The organism is Mucilaginibacter terrigena, from assembly GCF_004168255.1.
GTDB classification, from domain to species: Bacteria; Bacteroidota; Bacteroidia; order Sphingobacteriales; family Sphingobacteriaceae; genus Mucilaginibacter; species Mucilaginibacter terrigena.
The window spans coordinates 1-23,408 of the sequence record NZ_SEWG01000002.1; the positions used below are offsets into that span (position 1 = coordinate 1).

Genomic DNA, 23,408 nt, shown 5'->3' on the forward strand with positions numbered 1-23,408 from the left:
AAAATTAGATTGGCCTCGCAAGAGGAATTCTTGCCCAATTTTAGGTCGAAGTTGGAAACTTCGACCAGTGGGGGCAACTTTTCGCCAATGCCTTGCAGGCCGGCTTTTAAACCATCGGCAAAGGAGGGCAGCTTGCTGTTTAAGCCAACTACAGATTTCTGTAGTTCGTCTAAGGCATCCTTATATTTTTTTGCCTGTTCAATTTCATTGTCGGTAACGGAATTATAATTCGCCATATTTACTGTGTTTTAAATGCCAATTGGCATAGTTTGAATTTTAATTTAAGCCTGTAAATAGGCCAAATGATATGTAAAGTTAGCTTTTAATAAAAACAGCTATTTCTTAAACTCGGGCGATTCTTTTTCAGATATGTCGTAAATGTTCACATAAAAAGGCCCGTTGGCCCAAGTGTAGCCTTTTGGCAGTTTGTGGAACTCGTATTTGTCTTTACCAAGCACTTTTTCATTAGGGTTGATGATAAAATATAAACCCGTAAATGTTTTTCCGCTTATAAAATCATCCATAATATCGCTGCCTTGATAAGTGCCAATATATGCAGACTTGAGTTTGATTAGCTTATCGGCACTAATATGCCAGGATGTTCTGTGCAGATAAGTTTTTGTTGATGAAATTAATACTTTTTTTGCAATGTCTTTTTCCAATTCTGTTAGCTGCTGATCATCAATATCTTTATCTGTAATTGGGCGTATCAATCTAAAAAGATCCACATCCAGTGTATCCTTTACCCAATCAGGTCGCTCATATAACTTATTGCCAGGGTTTAGTTTATTATACCGCGCGTTCCAATAGTACAACTGTAAATAATCCCAGTTGTAAAATGCCGTTGCGGCAATTATTAGCAACACAATACCAGTTACGGATATAATAATAGTAGATTTTTTGCGGCTTTTTGGCTTTTTTACCTGCTCTGGTGTTACTTGTGTAGCGGTTTGCATAGGTTTGTATTTGCTAATTTTATTGGTAAATATAAACATGTGATTTAGGAAAAGCAAATAAGTTTTTAATTATAATAGACCTGCTTAAAAATTAGATTGGCCTCGCAAGAGGAATTCTTGCCCAATTTTAGGTCGAAGTTGGAAACTTCGACCAGTGGGGGCAACTTTTCGCCAATGCCTTGCAGGCCGGCTTTTAAACCATCGGCAAAGGAGGGCAGCTTGCTGTTTAAGCCAACTACAGATTTCTGTAGTTCGTCTAAGGCATCCTTATATTTTTTTGCCTGTTCAATTTCATTGTCGGTAACGGAATTATATTTTGCCATAATAAAGTGTGTTTAATATGCCATTTGGCATATTTGATTGATGATTATACGAGGATTTTTTAAGTAACTAAAATGGAATTATTTAAAAGCCGCCAATTCTTCTGAGGTTGCTGTTTTAGAGTTAATGTAGATATTACTATCGGCAAGCGTATAGTTTTCTGGTATAGATGAGTTGGGGAAGCGATTAGCAGAGAAAACCTGTTTATTTGGCTTGATGACGTAAAAAAGATCAGTTACACCTTTATTATCGGGGCCTTTAGCAGGTAACAGATATTGGCCTACGTAAGTACCTATTAAAGCGGTCCTGTTTTCCTTCATTTTGCTGTAAACAAACGTTATGTTATAATTACTCACGTAAGGTTTCAAGTCTGGGGTTATACTGGCATACAATTTGGCCTTTTTTTCGTCATCAAAACTTAGGTCTTTATAAGGCATTTCATCAATTTCCTGCTTATTTAATGGTCGTATTAATCTTTGGGCACCAATTCCGTAACTGCCATTAGGTAGATAATAGCTTTCTTTAAGATAAACTTTCTCGCCCGGTTTAAACGTCTCGGGTTGTAAATAATATTGAAAATTGATAATTACAAAATTTAAATTGAATACTACCAACGCTATAAGGGCGACAATAATAATTGAAACAGCTACTAATTTGGTTAGTTTGCTTTTTGCCTGTTTGGGCTTTATTTTAGGGTTCATTGTGTTTATAGAATTGTTTAGGTTTTTGCTAGTTTTATTGGTAAATATAAATATCTACGTTATTAATAACAACAATGTTAAAAAATATTTTTCAGTAGATAGGGTCTCAAAATCTTAACAAGATTTTCGGGTTTATAATTTCATCTAAAGCCTAATTTATAGTAGTGGGACATCAACTTTTCTTATTATCTAACCCAGTTTCACCAGCTCCACCTTTACGGGCTGGCCTTTGCGCCAGCTGTCAATTTTGTTAATGTAATAGTAGGCGCTGTCCTGCTCCAGGTAAACGGGGATCAGCAGGTCCAGTTCCAATATATCGCGCGGGGTAAGCATAAAATAGCGTACCACCTTTTTGGTTTGCTGCAGTATCTTTTCCAGCTCGGGGTAGTAAGCTTTACGCAGATCGTCCCACAGCAGGCTTTCGTTGGCGCTATTGTAAAACTGTGGTGTGCATATCTCGTCGTTTAAAAACCTGTCGTTACCGGGTTTGCCGTCTGTAAATTTTATAGTTTTGTTGCCGGCATCGCGCAGGTTGGTCATCCGGTTTATCAGGATGCGCGGCTGGGTGTTTATGCTGTAATCGGTATCGTCGCTGTTATGGTCTACCTTGTTTATTTGCGCTATGGTACCGCCAACAAAAGGGCGGGTTAAGGTTGGGGCAAACTGGCTTTCCAACAGGTCGGCATTGGCGGGCAGGGTTTTATCGCTTACATTTATTTGGGCGCTGCTATAGTTTTTGGGCAGTATGGCATCGTCTTCTTTATACTTCATGTAGTTTACCTGCGCATAGCCCCCCAGCTGGAACGAGATGTTTTTGCCCTGGTTAAGGCACTTGCCTGTCCAGTTTTTTGCCGCGGGGATGTTGTTGACAATATCCCTGAACGACGCGAATGTGATGGTGCGCGTGGTATTATCTGTTTGGCAAATTATACCAAAGCGCTGCAGGGTATCTTTCAGCAGATCTTTTAAGGTGATATCCGGGAAGATACGCTCGCACTGCACAGGGTAGGAGTATAGGACCTCTTTCTGATCTACATCTACCGTAAACGACGCGCCTTTGGATATTTTACCATAAGTGTTTTGCAGGTTATTTGGCGACCCAATATGATTTATACCATACCGGGCAAATATTTTCTCGCCAGCTTGCAAGTCGAAATCTGCCGACAGTTTTTGCTTGTTGAAGGTTTTTTGACCGATCTTTACTGCAAACGGCGGGCTTATTATTTCAGCATCGTTGGCAAGGTCGTATATCAGTGCGTTGATCTCGCCCGATTCGGTGCCGTTTGCAGCAACCTTAACAAAAAAGATATGCACATGCGATGGGTAGCTGCCACCGGCGGTACCGCGCAAATAAAGGTCGAAGTTTAGGGTAGCGGTACATTTTATATCGCGCGCAGCGGTGTACGATGTAGTGTTAAAATATATATAATCATACGGCGCGTTTGGGCCATCAACACGGGGCCTGGTTATGATCTGGTCGATACTGCTATAGTTATCTTTAAGCGATACCGTATTGTCTTTTTGCTGATAGTCCGTTCCATGTTCAAACGAGTCGTTGGCAAATTGTACTATCAGCTTTTGATACAGGCTTTGCTTCAACAAAAAGCTGTTGGGGTTTATTTTATATCCTGCGTGCTGTGCCATGATTTCTATAGCCGTTTTCAGGAAAAAGCCAGGGCGCAGGTCGCGCACATCTACGGTAACAGGGTCGTTTACCGGGTAAGCTATCCTGCCATAATCCACCACCGGCCATATCCAGCCTTCGGTGTTGCTTTGCGATGATATTACGTTGCTAATTGTCCAATCGTGTTGATAGGGTTTAAACAGGCTTAGTTCCCCCGCCGGGATACTGCTATCGCCCATGTCGTAAATTTTAACATCGATATTATCAAAAAAATCAACATTGCCGCTAAGTACTGTAATAGCTGCGGTATCATTATCTACACTGTTTAAAACGGCCAGGCCGGCAGGTACTATCTCCAGCCCGTCCTGTATAATTTTGGCCTGGTAATTATTGTAGGGCAGGGCGGTGGTAAAAGCTACATCATCCGGGAAACCCAGTATTTGCCGGTTGCGCTGCGTTAGCGGCAGCTTAAACTGGTTGCTGGTGTTGCCCTGCTGGTTCTTCACCTCGGCCAGGTTGTTTATCTGGAAGGTGAGTGCAACAGGGCTATCGTCGGCAAGGTCAACAAGGTCATCGTTTATGTAAAGTTGTAGTTGGCTCATTTAATTTTTATAAATTATATCTTTGGGCAAAATATTATTGAATGAAAAAAGTTTATTTCCTGTTTTTTATTGCTATTAGCCTGGGTTTGTCATCGTGTAAAAAGGAGGCTGCTGAACAGCCCAAGACATTAGAGATCTCAGGAAACTGGAAGCTGACATCGTTAAGTACCGAGTATATTTTTGGCGATAAATCTGTTGCCATACTTAGCAACCAGCCCACATCCGATTACGTTGACCATATTTATTTTAAAGCCGACGGCTCTGGAACGATGATTGTAAAAGGAATTACTATCAGAAAGTTTAAATATGTTACCGACGATACCAAGATCCATTTCACCGAGGTGACAGACCTATCTACAAACGATTATGTTGGCACCGGCGCTTTTGTATCGTACATCACCAGGTTTACCGGTACTGAACTTGAAATGACGGATAAAGTATTTGCCTACGGCGTAGATTTTTACAAAAACGACAGGTTTGATCAATTGCAGAGGCACCTTGCACTTGTAAAAGAGCAATAGCTATTACAAGCGTTACTGCACCTGTATATTTATTGCCGGCAAGTTAAACGTAACACTGAACGGCGCCTGGCCGTTGCGGGTTTCGTACTCGCTGTAGGTAGCTGTATTGATAACAATGGTTTGCCATTTAACCGGGTTTTTATTTACCAGCATTTGCACCTTGGGCGAGTATTTGATGGACTGTAAGCCCTTGATATCAGCAACAGGCAGGTCCTCGGCTACTACTTTTACTTTTTGCCCCGCGGTTTTGCTTATTACTTCCTCAATGCTGTCCTGGTGTTCCCAGTCGCTCACGTAATTTTTAATGATTACGGCGTTTTGCACGTCGAGGCTTATTTCCTGGTTGTAAACAAAGCGGTAATAGTTCCAGCTGCCGCTTAGCCCGATCCAGCGCAGGTAAACCGATTGATCTTCTACCGCGTCGTCAACCCTGATGGTTTGGGTTTGGGTTACGGTATGTGCAATGTCGTAACCGTCATTATATTTTAATGTTACGTTGATATAGTAAACATCGGCAGCAAACGGCCCGGGTATAAGCAGGCGGTTAAGGCCCAATTGCCCCGGCACCGGTAATGCAGATTGGTTTTGCCTTGCAATAACATATTTTCCATCGTCTTCGGTAAGCAACCACGAACCATCATCGTTAAGCAGGTATGTGGTATCGGGGCCGCCGGCTAAAGGGTTGCGATTTATATCCAGCAAGGTAAATTCGGCATATAACTCCCGGCCTACCATATCCTCGCTATAAATAAAACCGATATCGAAAGGGTAGCCGTTGCTGTAAGCCGGTTCGGCAAAATCAGTTATCCATTTGGCTTTATCCACCCCATTTGGCACCGTGCTGAAAGGCACGTAAGCTGCCAGGTTGCCGCCATAACGTTCGCCCAATTGTTTGGCGGCATAAACCACATAATAGGGGTGTTCGATAGTGTTAAAAGTTGGGGTATGGCCGTCCCATTCTTCGGCGTAGGCTATTTTGTAGCAGGCGCTCAGGTTATCATCCCGATAATTGCTTTGTGTAAAATCGTTTTCGTCTTTAGCCCGCAGCAGGCTTTGTAAAAAGTTTGAAATATCTGCCCGGGTAATGCCTTTGTTGTTGGGGCGGTTTGTTGCCGCTATGGTGTTTTCCAGCCCGGTAATTTTATCATAATATGTTATGCGGGTAGTTATTTTATAATATGGCCGCAGGCGGTTAATGTTAATAAAACCTGTACTGCTGCTCATAAAAGGCGTATCTATCACCAAAGCATTGGCGGTATATTTTTCGGTCACTTTAAATGTCCCCGTACAGGTTGGGGTTTCGATATAGATCATATCGCCCGCGGTCACGGCAGAAATATCGGCATTGGTAAAAACACGTGTTTTGCCGTTTATAGTATGCAGCTGTAGTTCGGTAACGTTAAAATCCCGGCGCTGATAGGTGAAAACAACCGGGTTGAAAGCGGCGTTCCAACGGGATATATTGCTGCCCGGTAATGTTACCGATGGGTCTGATCGCAGTAAATTATTAACCGTAGGTACGTAAACAGTTTTACTTAATGTTAGCCCGTTTGCATCTGTTACTGTAATAGTATGGGTGCCGCCCGCCAAGCCTGTAAATATGGATGATACCTGCGAGCCTGTACCATCAATGTTATAGCCGATAGGCAGATAAGTAGCGGTTGCATTTACCGTAATCTGCCCGTTATGCGCCCCCGCAGAAGTTTCGGGATTGTTAACAATTATGCTGATGAACTGGATGTCGCCGGGCGGGGGAGGGGGCAATGTTACCTCGCCACCGGTTATGGATACAAACTCGAATTTTTTCGCCGTAAAAGATGCCACATGGTAGGGGCTATCAAAAATTACACGGCCTATTTCACCTTCAAAAATAACTACGCTCATGCCGGGTACGAATGCACTTTGAATGGTGGCGTTGTTAAATTCGTCGGTAAGCCTGTAAAACACCTGGCAATTATTACCGTTTGTTGGCTTGCCGGTTACAGGGTCGTAAATGGCGATGGATACCCTTGCCTGCTGCGACCGGCTGTTGTTACTATCCAATATGATGGATGGCAGGTTATATGTTTCGATGGTGGCTATTAAGTTCATTTCTTTTATGTGGGGTTGAGTTATAGGCTTAGGTTACAGCATTGCTTAGTAAACATCATAGTACATGGTATTAAGCGTTATGGTTAGGCCTACACCGGTTGTGTTTACATCAAACTTGTTATAAACGGGGAGGCATTTGGCTTTTTCGCCTGCTTTGATGCGGAAGTAACGGCCATCGCCATCGCGGTATTTGGCGGCCTTTACAATAAACTCGTTTGCCATATGCAGGGCCTGCTGTACATAGGTTTCGTTTTCGGCGGTAAACTGGCCGAACTCCGTTTTGTACAAAAACTCCAGGTACAGGGTAAAAACATTATCTACCGAACCATTTACCTGCGGCGATACCACAATGGGTTGCATAGGGTACATAAACACACAGGGGAAGGCGGCATCATCTGCCAGGGTGTTCAGTTCTTTTTCGGTGCCGTATAAAAATGACGGATTGGCGCTAAGGGTTTGAGTTATGGCTTCTATTTGGTTACGCATAAATGTGAAGCCCCCCAACCCCCTGAAGGGGGAGCTTTTGAATTGAAATTACTTACAGGGATAAGTTTGATAATAAATTTTGTTCCCCCTTCAGGGGGTTAGGGGGCTAATTCGCTATATCTTTTCTGATATTCTGCTTCGGTTTTATTAAGCAGCAGCTTGGTGAGTACGCGTTCGTAGGGCATGGCCAGCACCTGGTGCCATTTGGTGATATCGCCCCCGGCAAGCGAGTTTATGGTGTTGATGTATTTAAACTTTTCGAAGGATTGAATGCCCGCCCTTTTCTCCAAAACTGTAGCAGCCGATGCCAAAAGCCTGTTCTCGGTTTCGATAAGTTTGGATAGCTCATAAAAAAATGTTTGGCTATGGGCAGTGCCTCCGTTACCCTTATTTTTTTAATAGTTTCGGTAAAGGCTGATGCCGCGTATTCGTCATAAACGTTGCCGGTGGCAAGGCAGTAAAAGTAAAAGGCAAGCACTTTGCAGCATGCTGTAAGCGATGGGTTAAAGTAATCTTTCCAGTTATCCTCGCCGTATATTTTTACGTGTTCTGTTATCTCGTCGGCTATAACATCGCGGGCGGCCATAAAGGCACCTGCAGGCTCTACCGAAAGATTATTGATAACATTTACGGTAACCGGTTTCTGATCTATTTCTACCGTTAACTTTTTGGGGATCTCATCGCTGTTATACAAATATTTAATTTGATGTGATAGCGACAATACAGCATCAGCAAACTGCATAAAATCATTTGCATCGCGTACCGATCGCAGGTCGGTAACCGGCACGCCTGATAGGATGCTGATGGCATCCAGGTCGCCAAGCTGGGGGCTATCCTGCAAAGCCATCATTTGCCCCAGGGTAACCTCGTTTAACTGCGAGGGTATTTTTACCCGCAACTTGCCATGTGTGGTTATAAGTGTTTTTTCTATCATACAAAGCCCCCCAACCCCCTGAAGGGGGAGCAGATTTAATTATGCAGGGATCTATTAAAGTAAAATTGTTTTTTTATTGTGATAACGGGCCACCAATCAGTTCTTCAAAAACTCCCCCGTTAGCCAACGGGGGCCGGGAGGGCTTCGGCAGCCTGGTTTTTAAGGTGCTGTTTCCTTTGGTATTCAGCTTATTCAGGGCAACATACCGTAAAGGGTCTATAAGGTGGTTACAGGTATCAACCGGTTGGTTAATGGTTTTCCCATCTTTATCAGTTCTCCATTTATATCGCTCCAGTTCTTTGCGCAGGTGTACGCTTTCGCGGGTAACGTTGATGTGGTATCTTTTAAGGATATCTATCGAGTTTTTGATACTATCGGCACCTTTTTTCGCGCCTGTTATAAACCAGCCCATGCGTTTCAATTCCTCTATTGATTTTGGTTCGGCGCTATCGGCAATGATCTCTGTGGCTTTGCTGATAAACTGCTCCTGCAGTTTGCGCGAGATATCGGTATTGGTAAGATGGGTTTCGTAAAATAGTTCATCTACCCAAAGTTCGCCGTTTTGTTTATAAACCAGCAGGCAGCCGGTTTGGTCGTTGGTGAACCCAAAGTCGAGCCCGGCCGCGATCAATTTGGCATCCTGCGGGATGGCCTCGCATATGCGCCAGTTATTAAACACCAGCCCGGTTATTTTACCGGTAAGGCCACGGGCATAAACTTTCCATAGTTCCAGATCTTCGGCTTTAAGCGCCTCTATTTTTTTACGTAATGGCTCCTCAATAAAAGGGTTGTGCCGGTGGTCTGATATAAAAAGCTGCACACCGGGCTTGCCAATCAGTTTATCGTGTACCCAAAAGCCATTGTTGGGGTTGTAATCAATGTAAATGCGTTTTTTGGTGCGCAGGGCAAGCTCGGTGTATACATCCCACGCAATACCGTTGGCTTCGTTTACAAACAGGTAATCGCGCTTACCGCTTTTGGCATCCTGGGCGTTGGCGTAGCTTTTAAACTCGATGATGCTGCCATTGCTGAACTCAAAGATCCTGTCGGTTTTGTTATAGTTTTTAACCATGATCTTCAGGACTTCCGATTCGTTGTGGATGGCCTGCGCATCGCGCAACACCCCCGATTTTAAATTGGGGATATCCTGGCCTACTACGGTTATGATCTGTTTTTCGGTCTCCACAGCCAGGCAAAAAAGCACTTGTTGTATGGCATAGGTTTTGCCCGAACTGGTGCCGCCCTGGTTAATTACTACATGCGTAGTGGCCTCGTAATTATGCTTAAATAAGGTAGAAGTTTTCATTTGATTTGGGATGATAGTTTACATGGCCGGGATCAGTGTTTTAATCAATTCAGCATCACTTCGTTTTCGTTAACCGCCAGTTTAAGGCCCGGGTTTACAATTTCTATCTTCATTGTTTTAGGGATGTCGGTAAGTAAAGTGCCGTCGGGTTTTTCGGCCCAGCCCAGGCTTTTAAGCATAAATATGGCACCGGTCGACGACTGGTAATGCAGTTTCTTTTCATACTCGGCCTCTATCCGTAACCGCGCGCGTTTAACATGGTTGGCAAACTCGCCGCCGCGCTCGTAAGCCTCAAATTCGTTACGGCTGTTAAAGCCAAGGAACAGCGCCAACCCCGATAGGGTGGGTGGCTCGGGCTCGGTATCCCAGATTTTTTGATAAGTAAGTTTACCTTTTTCTTTCAAAGCGGTATTTGGTAATAGTTCCATATGAAACTTGCCTTTTATCAAATCAAAATACCGGTTGATGCGCATGGTATAACCACGGGCCGAGGATAAGCGTTTCATGAATGTATAAGATTATGTAATTAATGCCGGTTGGCATTTGATATATACAAAGATAATACTTATTCTTTAAATATGCAAATAAAATAAAGATTTTTCTTTATGAACCCACAATAGGCCGGATATGTATTCTGGTAACTTCTCACGGATATTTTGGGGCGAAATAAACTCTCTGGTAACCAATATTATATATCGCGAAACAAATATTATTATTTTGACAATTTGGCAAAACTTTGAACGGTTCAGCACGTTTATAATATATCGTTAAAAAGTGTTAAATTTTTTGTTTTTACCGGTTTAGCAGGGCGTAATTAAAATATTTTTTCATAGTTTTATACCATCGATTTACCTATGCACTCAAAACGGTTTACTAATTGGTATGTTTCACTTGTCCTGCTCCTTTCGGTGTTGGCAGTGTCGTGCCAAAAAGATACCGGCGAACAAGCTGTAGATCAAAAGAAAATTGCATTAAACGCGGATAGCGCGTTAACCACCAATTCGCCTGACAATTTCCTGGCAACCGAGGGTACCCTGACCATCAAAATGCAGGACTCTACCTATACTTTCGATGCATCTAAAGATTCAGTTGCTTTTGTGAACATGAGCGCCGGCGATAACCGTTATTTTGGAATAACTGCCATTAATAAAGAACATACCATGAGCTTTGGCGTCAGTTCTAAAGGGGCGGCAGCCGATAGCCTTACCAAACCTGTAGCAGGAGGCCAGTTATTGATGATGGCCGATGTTATCCACTCGCAACAATACACGCTTACACAATATGCCGAGCCCGGCGATTCGGGTAAAATAAACCTGCTGCAATACCGTAACAAAGATGTACTTGCAAAGGGTAATTTTTTCACCTTCCTTTCTAAAGACGATGATCCAAACTCATCGCTTTACAGGGTAGAGGGCACCTTTGAACTTAAGCTAAAGAAGCAGTAATACCCTGCACTTGTTGTATTGACACCTCATTGTAAAAAACATCTTACAGAGCCCTTCATTTGCCTTGCGCGCTATAAAAATCGCCCTGTTTTGCGTATCTTTACAGAAAAACAAAAGGAGATTAATGAAAGTATTTATTGGAGGCCTTCCGTTAGAAGTAAGTGAGGCCGAACTAAATGCGGTTTTTGGTGATTTTGGGCCTGTTAAGTCCCTCAGGATCGTTAAAGATCGTGAAACAAAAGAAAGCAGGGGCTTTGGTTTTGTTGAGATGGTTAATGAAGCGGAAGCTAAAGAAGCCATCAGATGCATGAACGGCCAAAGCTATTATGGTAAACGCATAACAGTTAATATAGCCGAGGATAAAGGCCCGGGATTTGGCGGTGGTGGTAACAGCAGAGGCGGTTTTAGCCGCAACTAAGCCTATATATTTCTTTGAAAAATATTAGCCCTGCTTAGCGGGGCTTTTTTATGCTTTTACAATTTACGAAAATTCTTATTTTTTTAAGATAAGTATTGCTCTAAAGGTTTGTGCTGTAATTTTTTATTTGTAACCTTGTATAACCCTAACTAATTTACAACTTGCGCCTCTTTGGAAATATAAACAGGCTATGGCTTAGGCTTACAGGCACTACTGCGGAGTTCTCTTTAGAGGTCAGAATATTCCACTCACTTTGCCTGATTTCGATATTAGCGCTTGCTTATAATGTGCCCTTTAATTACCTTATAGGGCTTCCGTTTATTTCTTTGTTAAGCCTGGTAACACTTCTCATCTTTTCGGTACTTTATTACCTGTCCAGGTATCGCGGCAAGGTAAAAACAACGGTTACCATATTTACCATTATCGGTAACCTGCTATTCGCCATAAATTTTAAATATAACGCAGGCACTTACGGGCCAACCGATCTGCTAATGGGGTTGTGCATATTGCTGGTGCTTTGCGTTGTGCCTAAACGGCAGCAAAAATTTTGGATAGGCCTCAACATGGCCATCATTATCAGTATGCACCTGGTCGAGTATTATTACCCAAACTGGGTACCCAATAATTATATCAATCGCGAAAGCCGTTACTGGGACCTTACCTCGGCATATGTGGTAGTGGTAATAGTGGTATATTATACAATTACGTACCTAAGGCGTAACTATGATCATGAAAAGCGATCGGCATCAGACAAAGCCGATGCCATTGAGGTGCAAAACCATCACATTACACAGCAAAACCACGAGTTGGAGCGCATTAACTCCGAAAAAAATAAACTGATGTCAATCATAGCGCATGACCTGCGCTCGCCGCTTAGCAATATCCAGAACTACCTGGAGTTGGTTACCGAATACGAACTTGATACTGCCGAACGCAGAATGGTTGAAGGTGACCTGCTCAAGGTTACCCGGCGCACCATTGATATGCTTGGTAAGCTGCTTATATGGTCAAAAGCCCAAATGGATGGGGTTAATGTTAAACTTGGGTACGTTAACCTTCGCGATGCCCTTTTTAATACCATCGAGCTTGAAAAAGCCATCGCGCTTAAAAAGAATATCAGCCTTACTGATAAGATAGATTGGGACATCCGCATAGTGGCCGATAGCGATATGCTGCAGCTGGTGATTCGTAACCTGATAAGCAACGCGATTAAGTTTACACAGCCGGGAGGACAAATAAGCTTTAAGGCCAAACAAATAAGCGGCGAATGCTGGCTTATCATCCGCGATAATGGCATTGGCATGTCTGCCGAAAAGCAAGCGGAGCTATTCTCGCTACAAGCCCAATCAACCTTTGGTACAGATAATGAAAAAGGTGTTGGCCTTGGCCTGTTGTTGTGCAAAGAATTTACCGAAATGCAGGGCGGCCGCATATGGGTGGAAAGCACCCCCGACGAAGGTACGGCCTTCTTCGTATCTATGCCGGCGGGTAGTTAGGTTAAAAGTCAAAAGTTTAAAGTTGAAAGTCAAACATGATGATGTTAAGTTGGTTTAACTAATGTAATAATGCTTATGACAGGCGTTTTTTACTTTTGAGTTTTTAATTTTGACTTATTATGAGGCCGGGTGATAAAGTGATATGTATAAATGATAAAATTGATGCCGATAAAAGCACCGAAATAAGGCGCGACTTTGAGATCTGGATCACTAAAGATAAAGAATACACCATCCGCGAGATCCTGGACAACAGTGGCATCGTAACCGGCGTACTGCTCGATGAGGTACACAACTTCCCAAAATTCTTCAAATTAATAAACCGTTACCAGGAGCCTGCCTTTGCCATATGGCGCTTTCGTAAGTTAAACTACGCCACTGCACCCGCAGAAGCGATTAGCGAAGTTGAGGAGCTTGTTGAGGTAGATAAAGAACAGGATCAATTGGTTAAAACCAAGTAATCCCTTTTTCAGCAGTTACATCTCCGTTAGGAAGGGCATTATGCTTTATGAACCGTCAGTGGATGTTACTTTCTTTTCTCTCAAAAGAAAGTAACCAAAGAAAAGTCGCGGCTGCGTCCCCTTCTGTGAAAGTTACTGCGTTTGCAAAGCCTGTACTACCCGAATGGGCCAATGCCGCATTTTGAAGTAACGTTCGGTTCCTCACACTCGTTGCTGAGCCGTGATTTACCCGATTAAGCCTTTTTGTCTAACGAGCGCTGGCCCAAGCGTCAAAGCGGGCGGGCCGGGAGTATGGCGGGAAGACGGTTTAGCTTTCGAACTCCGCGCATGCGCGGAGAAAGCGTTAAGAACCGGCAGGGCGGGCGGAAGCTTCGCTTTGACTTGGCCTTTTCTTTTGGTTCGTTTTCTTTGCGGCTAAGGCAAAGAAACGGCGTAGCCCTCTTGAGTGCCAAAACAAAAATTAACACAATACGAAAAAATGAACATCCACAAGCCCAACGGTAATGCACTACCATACCTAACGGAGAACTTATCTACATCTTCAACAATAATGTTAAATATTCCAAATGGCATAATGTCTACCAGTCTTTATCAACTGCCGCTTCTGTCTCAACCAATTGTGTTAAGATGGTTTTTAGCATTGCCTCGCGTGCCCATTGCTGCTCTACCAGGGTAGCATCCTGTTTGTACCAGGTTATGGCTTCGTTGATCTGTACACGGGTTTTATAAACAAATTGCTTATTAGGGTGCAGGCGCTGGCCTTCGTAACTGTTCAGGTTTTCGGCATTGATAATTTTGGCGAAGTTCTTTACAGAGATATCCAGCTGCAGGCATTCGTCCAATGAGTTTTTAAAGTCTTGTTTGTCTTCCAGCCAAAGAGTAAGCGTGTCGTCGGTAAGGTCGTGGTCGGCAATGCTTATGCGGCTGTAATTGTAATCTACAGTGATAATAAGCCACCATAGTTGGTCTTTTAGTTTTTGAGCAATTTTTATCATGATTATATTAGTTGATGGTTTATAGAAGGGTTCATAGTTGATGGTTCATAGTTCATAGTCAGGGGCTTTTTAGCTTCCGCTTTCTTACTCTAAGCTTTAAGCTCAAACGGCGGTGTCCATCCGGGTATGTATTTTTGGATGGCCGCTATCTCGTTGCGATACTTATCACAAGCGGCTATATAGCCCTCCAGGCGTTTGTTTAATTTATTATTATCGGGCAAGTCTTTGCCGGTTTTTTGTTCATCTCGCAATACGGAATATGCTATATACATTGGTGCAGTAATATTGGAAGTTTTGGGGGCGGTTAATTGAATGTATGACGCATAGGTATCTATCCAAATCCTGAATTTCATAAAGTATATTCTTTAAGTTCTGTAAGCATATTGTTTGGATTATTGATTATTAGTTTTAAATTAGCAATTATCGAACGAACAAATATAAAGAAATATCTTTAAATAAATCAAGAAAAATCTTTATTTATTTTTTATTGCCATGGATGAGCTATCAAAACCTAATAAAATAAAAACAGTACGGCCCGAAACATTGGAGTTTATAATCCTTTATAATCAGCTGCGTGGCAGGGCATTTAATAACAATAGCGAATTAGCAGATGCATTGGGTTTCAATTCGGCCAGTTCTATTACCGAGATCATCAAGAGCCGCCAAAATATCGACCCTGAAAAGCTGAAGGTTTTTAAGGAAAAATACGGTGAATATCTTGGCAGCCAAAAAAGGACCGCGGATAAACCTGTGGCTGCAAGCCGCGAAGAGGGGATCCCGATGTATGATATTATTGCCACGGCATCGGGTGTAGAGGTTTACAATGATATAAATGACGCGCTCCCGGTCGGCCGCATGAATTTTCCAGGGATTGAAGAGTGCGACTTCGCCCTGCCGGTTTGGGGCCACTCCATGTATCCATATTTAGAGAACGGCTGCTGGGTTGCTTTAAAAGTAATTACCGATAATAAGATACTACCCGGCGAGGTGTATTACATTGAATGGGGCGATTACCGCATGTACAAGCGCCTGCTGGCCAGCGATAACCCCGAAGAGGTAATAGCCCACTCGGATAACGTTACAGAGATGGTGGGCAACCGTCTAAAATATGCCCCTTTCCCCATCCGCATAGATGAAATAAAAAAACTATGCCTGGTGAAGGATATACATAAAAAGCATAACCATTAATTTAGATTTGAGATATTAGACGTGAGAATTGAGACGAAAAAGTCAAACATTCGCAGTCTAAAATAAAATGTCATTTCCAACCAGCGATAACGATCAGCCCCTTACGGTAGTTCTCCTCGTATCTCGTTCGAGATTATAACCTGAATAAATCCGAAATCTAATCCCGATAGCTATCGGGACGTAAATTTAAAATCAAATGATCCGCCTTGCCAAATTAACAGATATCCCCGCAATAATGCAGTTGATTAAAGATGTTGTGCCCTTAATGATAGCGGGCGGTAACGGGCAATGGGATGATTCATACCCAAACCCGGCGGTTTTTGAAAACGACATTGCACTAAATCAGCTTTGGGTAGCCGACATTGACGGCGCCATTGCAGGCGTATCGGCCATTACTACCGAGCAATACCCCGAATACGCGCAGGTAGGCCTTGATATTACCGAAGAGGCTATTGTAACACACAGGCTGGCTGTTAGTCCTCATTTCCAGGGGAGGGGCATAGCCGCGGCATTATTGCAGCAGGCAGAAACCGTTGCTATTGACCGGAAGATAAATACCCTGAGAGTAGATACCAATACCAACAACCAGGCTACGCAAAAACTTTTCCCAAAACTGGGGTACAAATTTATGGGCGAGATGGACCTGGAGTTTAGGCCGGGTTTAAGATTTGTTTGTTACGAAAAACGATTAGATTAACATTTACTCAAAAAACAGGCTAAATGTAAACGTATGCAGCGATAACCTGCTTATAGGTGTAGCGTACGGTGTGCTTTCTGACAGAAGCATGTTGCCCAAGCTATTAGTTAGTTTTATTTCGGGCGACAGCTTGAAGTATTCGAAATAGATATCAAAGCCAAAGCCTGCCTCGTACGATGAATAACCTTTTATATTTCTGAGCAGGCGCTCAGTAGGCGCGGTGTTGGCTTCGTTCTTTTTTGAGCCGATAGCCCCCGAATACTTTAGGCCGCCAACCAGGTAGGCCCTAATATTCTTTATCCTGTCCGATTTGAGTTTAAGTTGCAAGGGGAAATCAACCGTTGTGGTTTGCACCGATTTGGTTACATCCTGATCGGGGTTTACATAGGTGTAGCTTACGGCCCTGTCGGCAAATACCAGCGATGGCGTAGCGCGCACTTCCAGGTGATCGGTTAAGCGGTATCGCGTTAAAAATCCAACCGCAAAACCCGGTAAAGGCTTAGAACTAATACTGGTTAATTTACTTGTGGCATACTGGTTTAGTTCGGTATCAAAAAAGGGTTCCTGCCAGTTGGGTTGTTTAATTATCTTAAAACTGCTTTGCAAATACGAAAACGAGAAGCCAAAGCTAAGGTCATTGTTATCGGCACCGCCGCCCCATGCCTGCGCAAATAAAAAATTGCTGCAGCCCATCAACAGGATAGTTATGAAAAGGCGGGTTTTTATCATTTAATACCGGTATATATCGAACAGATACCAAACGCCAAAGGGCGGCTTTTGGTATTTTTAAAACCTGCTTTTTGCATCAGGCTGGTAAACGCTTCGCCATCCGGGAAAGCCGCGACAGACTCGGGCAAATAAGTGTAAGCCCTTGCATCTTTAGAAAAAAGCTTGCCTATGCCTGGTGTTATATAATTAAAGTAAAATTTATAAAGTTGTTTTACCGGGAATACCCTTGGTTTTGAAAACTCCAGCACAACAGCTTTACCACCTGGTTTCAACACCCGGTGAATATCGGCAAGGCCGGTTTCCAGGTGTTCAAAATTGCGCACGCCATAGGCAACGGTAACGGCGTCAAACTCATCCGCATTAAAAGGCAATTTTTCCGAATCGCCCAGTTTAACTTCAAATTTATCGCTTAAGCCGCGTTTGGCTATTTTTTGCTTCGCGATATCCAGCATACCCTGCGAAATATCCACCCCGATTATCTTTTTAGGCTTCAGTATAGATAATGCTTCGAAAGCAAAGTCACCCGTCCCCGTAGCTACATCTAAAATCAGTTGAGGCTGATCTTTCTTTAACTCGTTGATAGCCTTTTTACGCCAGATGATATCTATCCCCAGCGACATAAAGTGGTTCAGAAAATCGTAGGTTTTAGATATATTGTTAAACATATCGGCCACCTGCTCTTTTTTGGTGCCCTGCTGGTTTTGGTATGGTGTTACAGTTTTGCTCATGAATATGCGGGCAAAGATAAGTATTGGAGTTTGTAGTTGATAGTTAATGGTTGATAGATGATGGTAAAAAGACAAACTCAATAGAACAGCATGCCATAATTAATTTATTGCATAATAGCTTTAAGCGCCAGTCCTACCGCAAATGCTAAAGATAAACTCAATAGGGTCCCTATCAATAAATATTCGGTTTTAACCTCCTCGTTTGCACTGTTGTAGCGTAGTATGCTTTTCCCTGTTATTAATAAACCAATAGCCTCATAATGGGCCTGGTACACCAGCAGACATATCAAAAGCCTTTCAATTATACCTATATATTTACCGGCGTTCTTTAACCCGGCGGGCACTGCCCATTGGCTGGTAGCCTGCCCAATAATAATGGATGCTGGTAAGGTTAAGAAGAATATCCCGGCAGCAAATGCCCAAAATTTACTGTTTACATAAAAATCATTTATTGCCGGCATGCTTGGCTGATGCCCAAAAACAAGCACCCAGCTTGCGGCTATTACTAAAACATGCAGGATCTGGTCAATGGCGAAATTTCTGAAACCCGGTTTTGCGTAAGATTTTGCCACATCTATCAGGCCATGGATGAGGGTAATGATCAAAACAACCTTCCAATAACTAAAGCCCACAAATAAAATGGCGGTGATGCCTGTAACCAGGATATGCCAATAAAGGTATATCGACTTTATTTTACGGCGCTCTTTATCTTTAACCCACTTTGATGGTTGCCACCAAAAATCGCTTATAAAATGAGCTAATAGTAATTTTATAAGCCATATAATGCTACTTTCCATCCTTTAACTGATTGGTTAATATTTTAAATTTATTAAGCATGCTTTTAATCTCTTCGTACCTGGCTGCCCTTACGTGGTTGCTTATAGTTGCAGGTGTTAATTTTAACAGCCCTGCAGTTTCGGCCTGCGTGTTCTCTGAGAGTAAATAGTAAAGCACTTCTGCTTGCCGGGCCGTTAACCTGTCGAGCAGGCTATCTACATATTCGGCTATTATTTCATACGTAAAATCTTTTTCAGTGTTTCCACAGTTGATATATAATCTGCGCGATGAGTTCTGAAATTTGTCAAACTGTCTTCCCGAGTTTACAAATATTTCTTCCATGTTCGAACCCATGTTTACTACATCCGATCTCAATACGCCTATGCTAACACTTAACCGTATATCTATCCGGGTTTGTTCGGTATATAGTATAGCCAACAGCCTGCTTTTAACGCATTTAAGCAATGCTTTTTCGGCGTCTTTTATAAACACCTGGAAGCTGTCCCCACGGTAAAATTCAACTTTATCCTGTTTAAAACATTGCTCGAGATCTTTCATCAACATTGAGAATGCCGCGTCATTCATTGACGTTGAATTAACTATATCCGCGGTAATTGCTGCATTCATAAATTAGCTTTATTCACCTTATTGTATCAAAGTTAGTGTATTAAACCTAATTTAGCAAATATTAGGTTAAATAACCTTATTTATTAATTATTAGGGTTATAAACCTAATAATGCTTTGATGTGCCGTTATTTCTTTTTTCAATTATTGTTAAAAAACTATACCTTCACTTTCAGGCATGCCAATGTCTTATAAACCTAAATTATATTCTAATAAACATAATTGTAAGATAACTTAACGCATAATTTATGAAAGAAAATCCCGAAGCATCCCGCAGGGGCTTTATCAAAAAATTGGCCACCACAGCCGCCGCTGTAACCGCCGGAAGCAGTTTGTTAGCCGCAGACAAACATAGTTTCCATTATCTTAAACAAAAGTATAACCAATACGGCCCTAACGACCAGGTAAATATAGCGCTGATAGGGGCAGGCGGCATGGGCACACAGGATGCCATTGTTGCCCTGCAGGTTCCGGGTGTAAAACTTGTTGCCGTTTGCGATTTGTACGATGGCCGCTTAAAAGAGGCTAAAACGCGCTGGGGAGCCGATATTTATACCACCAAAATTTATAAAGAGATCTTGAACCGCAAGGATATCGACGCGGTAATTATAGCCACGCCTGATCATTGGCACCAGCAAATTTCTGTTGATGCCATGCACGCCGGTAAACACGTGTACTGCGAAAAACCAATGGTACACTCTGTTGCCGAAGGCCCCGCGGTGATAAAGGCCCAGCAGGAAACCGGTAAGGTGTTCCAGGTTGGCAGCCAGGGCGTATCGTCATTAGGGAACGAGAAAGCGCACGAACTGCTTAAAAGCGGTGCCATTGGCGAATTGAACTATGCCGAAGGTTTCTGGGCCCGCCGCGCCCCGGTAGAGGTTTGGCAATACCCAATACCCGATGATGCATCGGCACAAACGGTTGATTGGGAAACCTATGTAAGCAATACCCAAAAACGCCCTTACGATTCTAAAAGGTTTTTCCGCTGGAGAAATTATACCGATTATGGTACCGGTATGGCGGGCGACTTATTTGTGCACCTGTTTAGCAGCCTGCACTTTATAACCGGATCGATGGGCCCGAATAAAATTTACGCGTCGGGAGGTTTACGTTACTGGAACGACGGCCGCGAAGTACCTGATGTTTTGTTAGGCACTTTTGATTATGGCAAAACCGTGGCGCATCCCGCGTTCAACCTGTCGTTACGCTGCAATTTTGTGGATGGCACCAGCGGTACTACTTACCTTAAACTGGTAGGCAGCGAAGGCTCGATGGATATTACCTGGGATAGCGTTACGCTGAAAAGGAACAAGGATATCCAGTCGGACGATCCTTTTTATATCGAAAAAATGCGCAAGGCGGGGCAAAGCGACTCGGGCAGGAAACATATTTTACCCCCCGAAGAAATTACTTTTAACGCCGAAAAAGGTTACCTGGGCGGCCCTTACGACCATATGAACAACTGGATAACCGCTATTCGTAATAACGGCAAAGTTACCGAGGATGCCATTTTTGGATACCGGGCGGCTGCACCGGCATTGTTGTGTAACGATAGCTACTACAAAAACAGCCCGATGTTTTGGGATCCCGAAAAAATGAAGATGGCTAAATAATGATCTATTGTCCCCCGCAGGGTCTCTCGCAGAGCACCCTGCGGATAGGACAACCAATAACCAATTACATGAACAAGAATTTTAAAATATTAAGCCTTGCGGCAATTATGGCTTTTGCCGGTTCGCAAAGCTTTGCACAGGCAAAAAAATCGGCCTGGATCAGCCTGTTTAACGGCAAAAATTTAAAAGGCTGGCATGGCTATAATAAAAAGGGCGCGGTAAAGAACTGGGAAATTGAGAACGGCGCGCTGGTTTGCCTGGGCGCTGTAAAAGGTACCGATACAGGCGGCGATATTGTAACCGATAAGCAGTTTAATAATTTTGAACTGACCTGGGATTGGAAGATTGATCAGGGCAGCAACAGCGGCGTTTTGTACCATGTGGTAGAATCGCCCAAGTACGAAGCAAGCTACCTTACAGGCCCCGAGTACCAGATCATAGATGATATTGGATGGGTGCCCGATAAACTGGAAGAATGGCAAAAAACCGGCGCCGACTACGCCATGCACATCCCCAACGCGTTAAAGAAAATTATGCCGGTTGGCCAGTGGAACACCAGCCGCATTGTGTTTAAGAACGGGCATGTAGAGCATTGGCTTAACGGTAAAAAGATCTTGGAGTTTACCGCTTGGGATGCCGATTGGAAAAAGAAAAAAGCCGAAGGCAAATGGAAAGACCACCCCGAATACGGCATGGCCAAAATTGGCCACATTGCCCTGCAGGATCATGGGCACAAGGCTTATTACAAGAATATCAAAATAAGGCAATTATAAGAATCTTCATCCCATGTCATTGCGAGGAGCGAAGCAACGTGGCAATCTCGTAGCCAATGCATGAACAATATACCTGCTACGAGATTGCCGCGCTATCGCTTACAGCAATGACATATACTTAAGGCCTGTTAACCAACAGGCCTTTTTATTTTCGTCGACTGCTAACCGCTGTTCGTCTGATGTTATCCTGCTGAAGTTCAAATTTGTCGACTATCGTTAATAGTTGGTCTAATAGATTCCCGCTATTTTTTAAGAAACAGTTTTCTTTGTGGCATCTAAACCAGTAATTACCAAAATGATACGGCATAAGGATTTCTTCATAATACTCATCAGGCTTTTCCTCGGATATATTTTCTTTCGGCGGGTTTGTGTAAGTTAACTAACGGGCATTTCGGGCAAATAATCGGTCCGCCGCTTTTAGAGGCTATGCTGGCCAAGTATGGCTTAGCCTTGTTTGCACGTGTAGTTGCAACCTTGCAGGTGGTATGTGGTATATTGCTGTTATCGCAGCGCTTCAGCACCATTGGCGCTGTTATGCTGGTACCCATGAACCTGTCGATACTGGCGGTAACCATTTCTCAAAACTGGAACGGCACACCTTACGTTAACGGTTTTTTTACCCTGCTGAACATCCTACTGCTAATTTACGATTGGCATAAGCTAAAAGTATTGGTTAACCCTAAACTGGCATCATCAGCAAAAGCTACCGTAATAGACGGGCACACCTATAATATATACAATATAGCCGGCATTCTATTCGCATCCGTGGCAATTGTGGCTTCACGGTTGGATATTATATTTACCAACGCCTTTGCCATAGCCGGGTTTGTTTGTTTTGGGTATGCCATCATACAGGTAAAAGCCATTAGTAAAATGCAGGCCATAATTGTGGCTTTGGTAATGCTGAATATGATAGCCATTACCCTTGCAGGCAGGTTAGTGCCTTTCGCCCAGAAACTGGTTTTATATAATACATTGTTGATACTGGTGCTTACCGGCTTGTCGTTTGTTAAAAAGCTAAACCCGGCTGATAGATTGCCTGCCGTGTAACCCAACTATCCTTACGGTAAAAAGACAAATAAAGTCAACATAAAAACATAATTTCGTTGCCGATAGTTAACATTATCTATGGCAAAGATCGCATTAATAACAGGCGCCACCGCGGGGATAGGCGAGGCCTGTGCCCACACATTTGCTCGCGAGGGATACAACCTGGTACTTACCGGCCGCCGTATGGAACGCCTGGAGAAGATCGCGCAGCAGTTAAACAAAAAATATAACGTTGAAGTAGCCATATCATCATTTGATGTGCGCAGCCGCGAACAGGTTATCCAAAACCTGGAGGGCCTGCCCGCGCAATGGAAAAAAGTGGATGTGCTGGTAAATAACGCCGGTCTTAGCCAGGGGCTCGATCCTATCCAGAACGGCAGCTACGATGATTGGGAGACCATGATAGATACCAATATAAAAGGCCTGCTGTACGTAAGCCGGGTGGTATCCAACTGGATGGTTACCAATGGTTTCGGGCATATTATTAACTTAGGGTCGATAGCCGGCAAAGAGGTTTATCCAAACGGAAACGTATATTGTGCAACCAAGCACGCGGTTGATGCCCTTAATAAAGGTATGCGGATAGACCTGAATGATAAAGGCATCCGTGTTTCGGCCATACACCCGGGCGCGGTGGAGACCGAGTTTTCGGAGGTACGATTTAAAGGTGATAAAGAACGCGCCAAAAAAGTGTATGATGGCTTTGAACCGCTGGTGGCGGATGATATTGCCGAAACCATTTGGTTTATATCGTCGCGCCCCGCGCACGTAAACATCAACGACCTGGTTATTATGCCAACCGCGCAAGCTTCGGCGACTAATATTTTTAGAAGTAATAATAAATAAATGTCATTTTGAACGAGGTACGAGGAAA

Annotated in this window: 28 protein-coding genes; 11 read left to right on the forward strand and 17 right to left on the reverse strand. The window is 43.2% G+C overall.

From position 1 onward, the window contains the following. From EWM62_RS03750 to EWM62_RS03770, 5 genes are all read right to left on the reverse strand, one after another. Window positions 1–236, reverse strand: a 236-nt coding sequence (locus EWM62_RS03750; RefSeq protein ID WP_129875321.1) for a hypothetical protein, incomplete at its 3' end; no start/stop codon positions are given. A 99-nt stretch (window positions 237–335) separates the two neighbouring features. Next, window positions 336–995 (reverse strand): hypothetical protein, encoded by a 660-nt coding sequence (locus EWM62_RS03755; RefSeq protein WP_129875322.1) that lies wholly within the window; start codon window positions 993–995, stop codon window positions 336–338. Window positions 996–1,021: 26 nt separating this feature from the next. After that, window positions 1,022–1,279, reverse strand: coding sequence for a hypothetical protein (locus EWM62_RS03760; RefSeq protein WP_129875323.1), 258 nt, complete (start codon window positions 1,277–1,279; stop codon window positions 1,022–1,024). A 78-nt stretch (window positions 1,280–1,357) separates the two neighbouring features. Next, the gene (locus EWM62_RS03765) at window positions 1,358–1,978 is read right to left on the reverse strand and encodes a hypothetical protein (protein ID WP_129875324.1); all 621 of its coding nucleotides are present in this window, start codon (window positions 1,976–1,978) and stop codon (window positions 1,358–1,360) included. A gap of 189 nt (window positions 1,979–2,167) precedes the next feature. Further along, window positions 2,168–4,204, reverse strand: a complete 2,037-nt coding sequence (locus EWM62_RS03770; RefSeq protein ID WP_129875325.1) for a hypothetical protein — start codon at window positions 4,202–4,204, stop codon at window positions 2,168–2,170. A 41-nt stretch (window positions 4,205–4,245) separates the two neighbouring features. On the opposite strand from EWM62_RS03770, the gene EWM62_RS03775 reads away from it, so the two are divergent. Continuing rightward, a complete protein-coding gene (locus tag EWM62_RS03775; RefSeq protein ID WP_129875326.1) occupies window positions 4,246–4,725 on the forward strand; it encodes a hypothetical protein in 480 nt (159 codons plus the stop codon). Between the two features lie 12 nt (window positions 4,726–4,737). Here the strand turns inward: EWM62_RS03775 and EWM62_RS03780 are convergent, their stop codons facing one another. The 6 genes from EWM62_RS03780 to EWM62_RS03805 form a co-directional block, all read right to left on the reverse strand. Then, window positions 4,738–6,816, reverse strand: a complete 2,079-nt coding sequence (locus EWM62_RS03780; RefSeq protein WP_129875327.1) for a hypothetical protein — start codon at window positions 6,814–6,816, stop codon at window positions 4,738–4,740. Between the two features lie 45 nt (window positions 6,817–6,861). Continuing rightward, window positions 6,862–7,302 carry a hypothetical protein gene (locus EWM62_RS03785; protein ID WP_129875328.1) on the reverse strand — a complete coding sequence of 147 codons (441 nt, stop codon included), beginning with the start codon at window positions 7,300–7,302 and terminating at the stop codon, window positions 6,862–6,864. 98 nt (window positions 7,303–7,400) lie between these two features. Further along, complete coding sequence (locus EWM62_RS03790; protein ID WP_129875329.1) at window positions 7,401–7,592, reverse strand: hypothetical protein; 192 nt, start codon at window positions 7,590–7,592, stop codon at window positions 7,401–7,403. Continuing rightward, entirely contained in the window at window positions 7,535–8,236 is a 702-nt protein-coding gene (locus EWM62_RS03795; protein ID WP_129875330.1) for a hypothetical protein, read from the reverse strand. The genes EWM62_RS03790 and EWM62_RS03795 overlap by 58 nt, the downstream gene beginning before the upstream one ends. Before the next feature lie 73 nt (window positions 8,237–8,309). Beyond that, a complete protein-coding gene (locus tag EWM62_RS03800; RefSeq protein WP_129875331.1) occupies window positions 8,310–9,542 on the reverse strand; it encodes a PBSX family phage terminase large subunit in 1,233 nt (410 codons plus the stop codon). A gap of 44 nt (window positions 9,543–9,586) precedes the next feature. Beyond that, the gene (locus EWM62_RS03805) at window positions 9,587–10,048 is read right to left on the reverse strand and encodes a terminase small subunit (protein ID WP_129875332.1); all 462 of its coding nucleotides are present in this window, start codon (window positions 10,046–10,048) and stop codon (window positions 9,587–9,589) included. Between the two features lie 411 nt (window positions 10,049–10,459). Here EWM62_RS03805 and EWM62_RS03810 point away from each other — a divergent pair, with 411 nt between their 5' ends. From EWM62_RS03810 to EWM62_RS03825, 4 genes are all read left to right on the forward strand, one after another. Beyond that, complete coding sequence (locus EWM62_RS03810) at window positions 10,460–10,987, forward strand: hypothetical protein (RefSeq protein WP_129875333.1); 528 nt, start codon at window positions 10,460–10,462, stop codon at window positions 10,985–10,987. 124 nt (window positions 10,988–11,111) lie between these two features. Further along, a complete protein-coding gene (locus EWM62_RS03815; protein WP_129875334.1) occupies window positions 11,112–11,405 on the forward strand; it encodes an RNA recognition motif domain-containing protein in 294 nt (97 codons plus the stop codon). A gap of 161 nt (window positions 11,406–11,566) precedes the next feature. Continuing rightward, window positions 11,567–12,901, forward strand: a complete 1,335-nt coding sequence (locus tag EWM62_RS03820) for a sensor histidine kinase (RefSeq protein WP_129875335.1) — start codon at window positions 11,567–11,569, stop codon at window positions 12,899–12,901. Between the two features lie 119 nt (window positions 12,902–13,020). Continuing rightward, entirely contained in the window at window positions 13,021–13,359 is a 339-nt protein-coding gene (locus EWM62_RS03825) for a hypothetical protein (RefSeq protein ID WP_129875336.1), read from the forward strand. 578 nt (window positions 13,360–13,937) lie between these two features. Here EWM62_RS03825 and EWM62_RS03830 read toward each other — a convergent pair. Both EWM62_RS03830 and EWM62_RS03835 read right to left on the reverse strand, forming a co-directional pair. Beyond that, window positions 13,938–14,354 (reverse strand): hypothetical protein, encoded by a 417-nt coding sequence (locus tag EWM62_RS03830; protein ID WP_129875337.1) that lies wholly within the window; start codon window positions 14,352–14,354, stop codon window positions 13,938–13,940. Between the two features lie 89 nt (window positions 14,355–14,443). Further along, a complete protein-coding gene (locus EWM62_RS03835) occupies window positions 14,444–14,707 on the reverse strand; it encodes a hypothetical protein (RefSeq protein WP_129875338.1) in 264 nt (87 codons plus the stop codon). 139 nt (window positions 14,708–14,846) lie between these two features. Here EWM62_RS03835 and EWM62_RS03840 point away from each other — a divergent pair, with 139 nt between their 5' ends. Then, window positions 14,847–15,542, forward strand: coding sequence for a S24 family peptidase (locus EWM62_RS03840; RefSeq protein WP_129875339.1), 696 nt, complete (start codon window positions 14,847–14,849; stop codon window positions 15,540–15,542). 196 nt (window positions 15,543–15,738) lie between these two features. Further along, entirely contained in the window at window positions 15,739–16,239 is a 501-nt protein-coding gene (locus EWM62_RS03845; protein WP_129875340.1) for a GNAT family N-acetyltransferase, read from the forward strand. Window positions 16,240–16,242: 3 nt separating this feature from the next. On the opposite strand, the gene porT is transcribed toward EWM62_RS03845, so the two are convergent. The 4 genes from porT to EWM62_RS03865 all read right to left on the reverse strand — a co-directional run bounded on the left by porT (window position 16,243) and on the right by EWM62_RS03865 (window position 19,031). Then, window positions 16,243–16,968 (reverse strand): type IX secretion/gliding motility protein PorT/SprT, encoded by a 726-nt coding sequence (gene porT / locus EWM62_RS03850; RefSeq protein ID WP_129875341.1) that lies wholly within the window; start codon window positions 16,966–16,968, stop codon window positions 16,243–16,245. Beyond that, the gene (gene ubiE, locus EWM62_RS03855) at window positions 16,965–17,696 is read right to left on the reverse strand and encodes a bifunctional demethylmenaquinone methyltransferase/2-methoxy-6-polyprenyl-1,4-benzoquinol methylase UbiE (protein ID WP_129875342.1); all 732 of its coding nucleotides are present in this window, start codon (window positions 17,694–17,696) and stop codon (window positions 16,965–16,967) included. The genes porT and ubiE overlap by 4 nt, the downstream gene beginning before the upstream one ends. 104 nt (window positions 17,697–17,800) lie before the next feature. Further along, entirely contained in the window at window positions 17,801–18,493 is a 693-nt protein-coding gene (locus EWM62_RS03860; RefSeq protein WP_129875343.1) for a DUF3307 domain-containing protein, read from the reverse strand. Beyond that, a complete protein-coding gene (locus EWM62_RS03865; RefSeq protein WP_129875344.1) occupies window positions 18,483–19,031 on the reverse strand; it encodes a helix-turn-helix transcriptional regulator in 549 nt (182 codons plus the stop codon). The genes EWM62_RS03860 and EWM62_RS03865 overlap by 11 nt, the downstream gene beginning before the upstream one ends. A 315-nt stretch (window positions 19,032–19,346) precedes the next feature. Here EWM62_RS03865 and EWM62_RS03870 point away from each other — a divergent pair, with 315 nt between their 5' ends. The 4 genes from EWM62_RS03870 (at window position 19,347) to EWM62_RS03885 (ending at window position 23,380) form a co-directional block, all read left to right on the forward strand. After that, window positions 19,347–20,711, forward strand: coding sequence for a Gfo/Idh/MocA family protein (locus EWM62_RS03870; RefSeq protein WP_129875345.1), 1,365 nt, complete (start codon window positions 19,347–19,349; stop codon window positions 20,709–20,711). Window positions 20,712–20,779: 68 nt separating this feature from the next. Further along, window positions 20,780–21,484 (forward strand): 3-keto-disaccharide hydrolase, encoded by a 705-nt coding sequence (locus EWM62_RS03875; RefSeq protein ID WP_129875346.1) that lies wholly within the window; start codon window positions 20,780–20,782, stop codon window positions 21,482–21,484. Window positions 21,485–21,850: 366 nt separating this feature from the next. Next, window positions 21,851–22,534 (forward strand): hypothetical protein, encoded by a 684-nt coding sequence (locus EWM62_RS03880; RefSeq protein ID WP_162499768.1) that lies wholly within the window; start codon window positions 21,851–21,853, stop codon window positions 22,532–22,534. 78 nt (window positions 22,535–22,612) lie between these two features. After that, window positions 22,613–23,380: an SDR family oxidoreductase gene (locus EWM62_RS03885; RefSeq protein WP_129875348.1), complete on the forward strand. Its 768-nt coding sequence runs from the start codon at window positions 22,613–22,615 to the stop codon at window positions 23,378–23,380. The last annotated feature ends 28 nt before the right edge of the window (window positions 23,381–23,408 follow it).

Coding starts and splice junctions, on each gene's coding strand:
- EWM62_RS03755 (WP_129875322.1), bottom strand. CDS start 995: ATGTTTATATTTACCAATAAAATTAGCAAATACAAACCTATGCAAACC.
- EWM62_RS03760 (WP_129875323.1), bottom strand. CDS start 1,279: ATGGCAAAATATAATTCCGTTACCGACAATGAAATTGAACAGGCAAAA.
- EWM62_RS03765 (WP_129875324.1), bottom strand. CDS start 1,978: ATGAACCCTAAAATAAAGCCCAAACAGGCAAAAAGCAAACTAACCAAA.
- EWM62_RS03770 (WP_129875325.1), bottom strand. CDS start 4,204: ATGAGCCAACTACAACTTTACATAAACGATGACCTTGTTGACCTTGCC.
- EWM62_RS03775 (WP_129875326.1), top strand. CDS start 4,246: ATGAAAAAAGTTTATTTCCTGTTTTTTATTGCTATTAGCCTGGGTTTG.
- EWM62_RS03780 (WP_129875327.1), bottom strand. CDS start 6,816: ATGAACTTAATAGCCACCATCGAAACATATAACCTGCCATCCATCATA.
- EWM62_RS03785 (WP_129875328.1), bottom strand. CDS start 7,302: ATGCGTAACCAAATAGAAGCCATAACTCAAACCCTTAGCGCCAATCCG.
- EWM62_RS03795 (WP_129875330.1), bottom strand. CDS start 8,236: ATGATAGAAAAAACACTTATAACCACACATGGCAAGTTGCGGGTAAAA.
- EWM62_RS03800 (WP_129875331.1), bottom strand. CDS start 9,542: ATGAAAACTTCTACCTTATTTAAGCATAATTACGAGGCCACTACGCAT.
- EWM62_RS03805 (WP_129875332.1), bottom strand. CDS start 10,048: ATGAAACGCTTATCCTCGGCCCGTGGTTATACCATGCGCATCAACCGG.
- EWM62_RS03815 (WP_129875334.1), top strand. CDS start 11,112: ATGAAAGTATTTATTGGAGGCCTTCCGTTAGAAGTAAGTGAGGCCGAA.
- EWM62_RS03825 (WP_129875336.1), top strand. CDS start 13,021: ATGAGGCCGGGTGATAAAGTGATATGTATAAATGATAAAATTGATGCC.
- EWM62_RS03830 (WP_129875337.1), bottom strand. CDS start 14,354: ATGATAAAAATTGCTCAAAAACTAAAAGACCAACTATGGTGGCTTATT.
- EWM62_RS03835 (WP_129875338.1), bottom strand. CDS start 14,707: ATGAAATTCAGGATTTGGATAGATACCTATGCGTCATACATTCAATTA.
- EWM62_RS03840 (WP_129875339.1), top strand. CDS start 14,847: ATGGATGAGCTATCAAAACCTAATAAAATAAAAACAGTACGGCCCGAA.
- EWM62_RS03845 (WP_129875340.1), top strand. CDS start 15,739: ATGATCCGCCTTGCCAAATTAACAGATATCCCCGCAATAATGCAGTTG.
- porT (WP_129875341.1), bottom strand. CDS start 16,968: ATGATAAAAACCCGCCTTTTCATAACTATCCTGTTGATGGGCTGCAGC.
- ubiE (WP_129875342.1), bottom strand. CDS start 17,696: ATGAGCAAAACTGTAACACCATACCAAAACCAGCAGGGCACCAAAAAA.
- EWM62_RS03860 (WP_129875343.1), bottom strand. CDS start 18,493: ATGGAAAGTAGCATTATATGGCTTATAAAATTACTATTAGCTCATTTT.
- EWM62_RS03865 (WP_129875344.1), bottom strand. CDS start 19,031: ATGAAAGATCTCGAGCAATGTTTTAAACAGGATAAAGTTGAATTTTAC.
- EWM62_RS03870 (WP_129875345.1), top strand. CDS start 19,347: ATGAAAGAAAATCCCGAAGCATCCCGCAGGGGCTTTATCAAAAAATTG.
- EWM62_RS03875 (WP_129875346.1), top strand. CDS start 20,780: ATGAACAAGAATTTTAAAATATTAAGCCTTGCGGCAATTATGGCTTTT.
- EWM62_RS03885 (WP_129875348.1), top strand. CDS start 22,613: ATGGCAAAGATCGCATTAATAACAGGCGCCACCGCGGGGATAGGCGAG.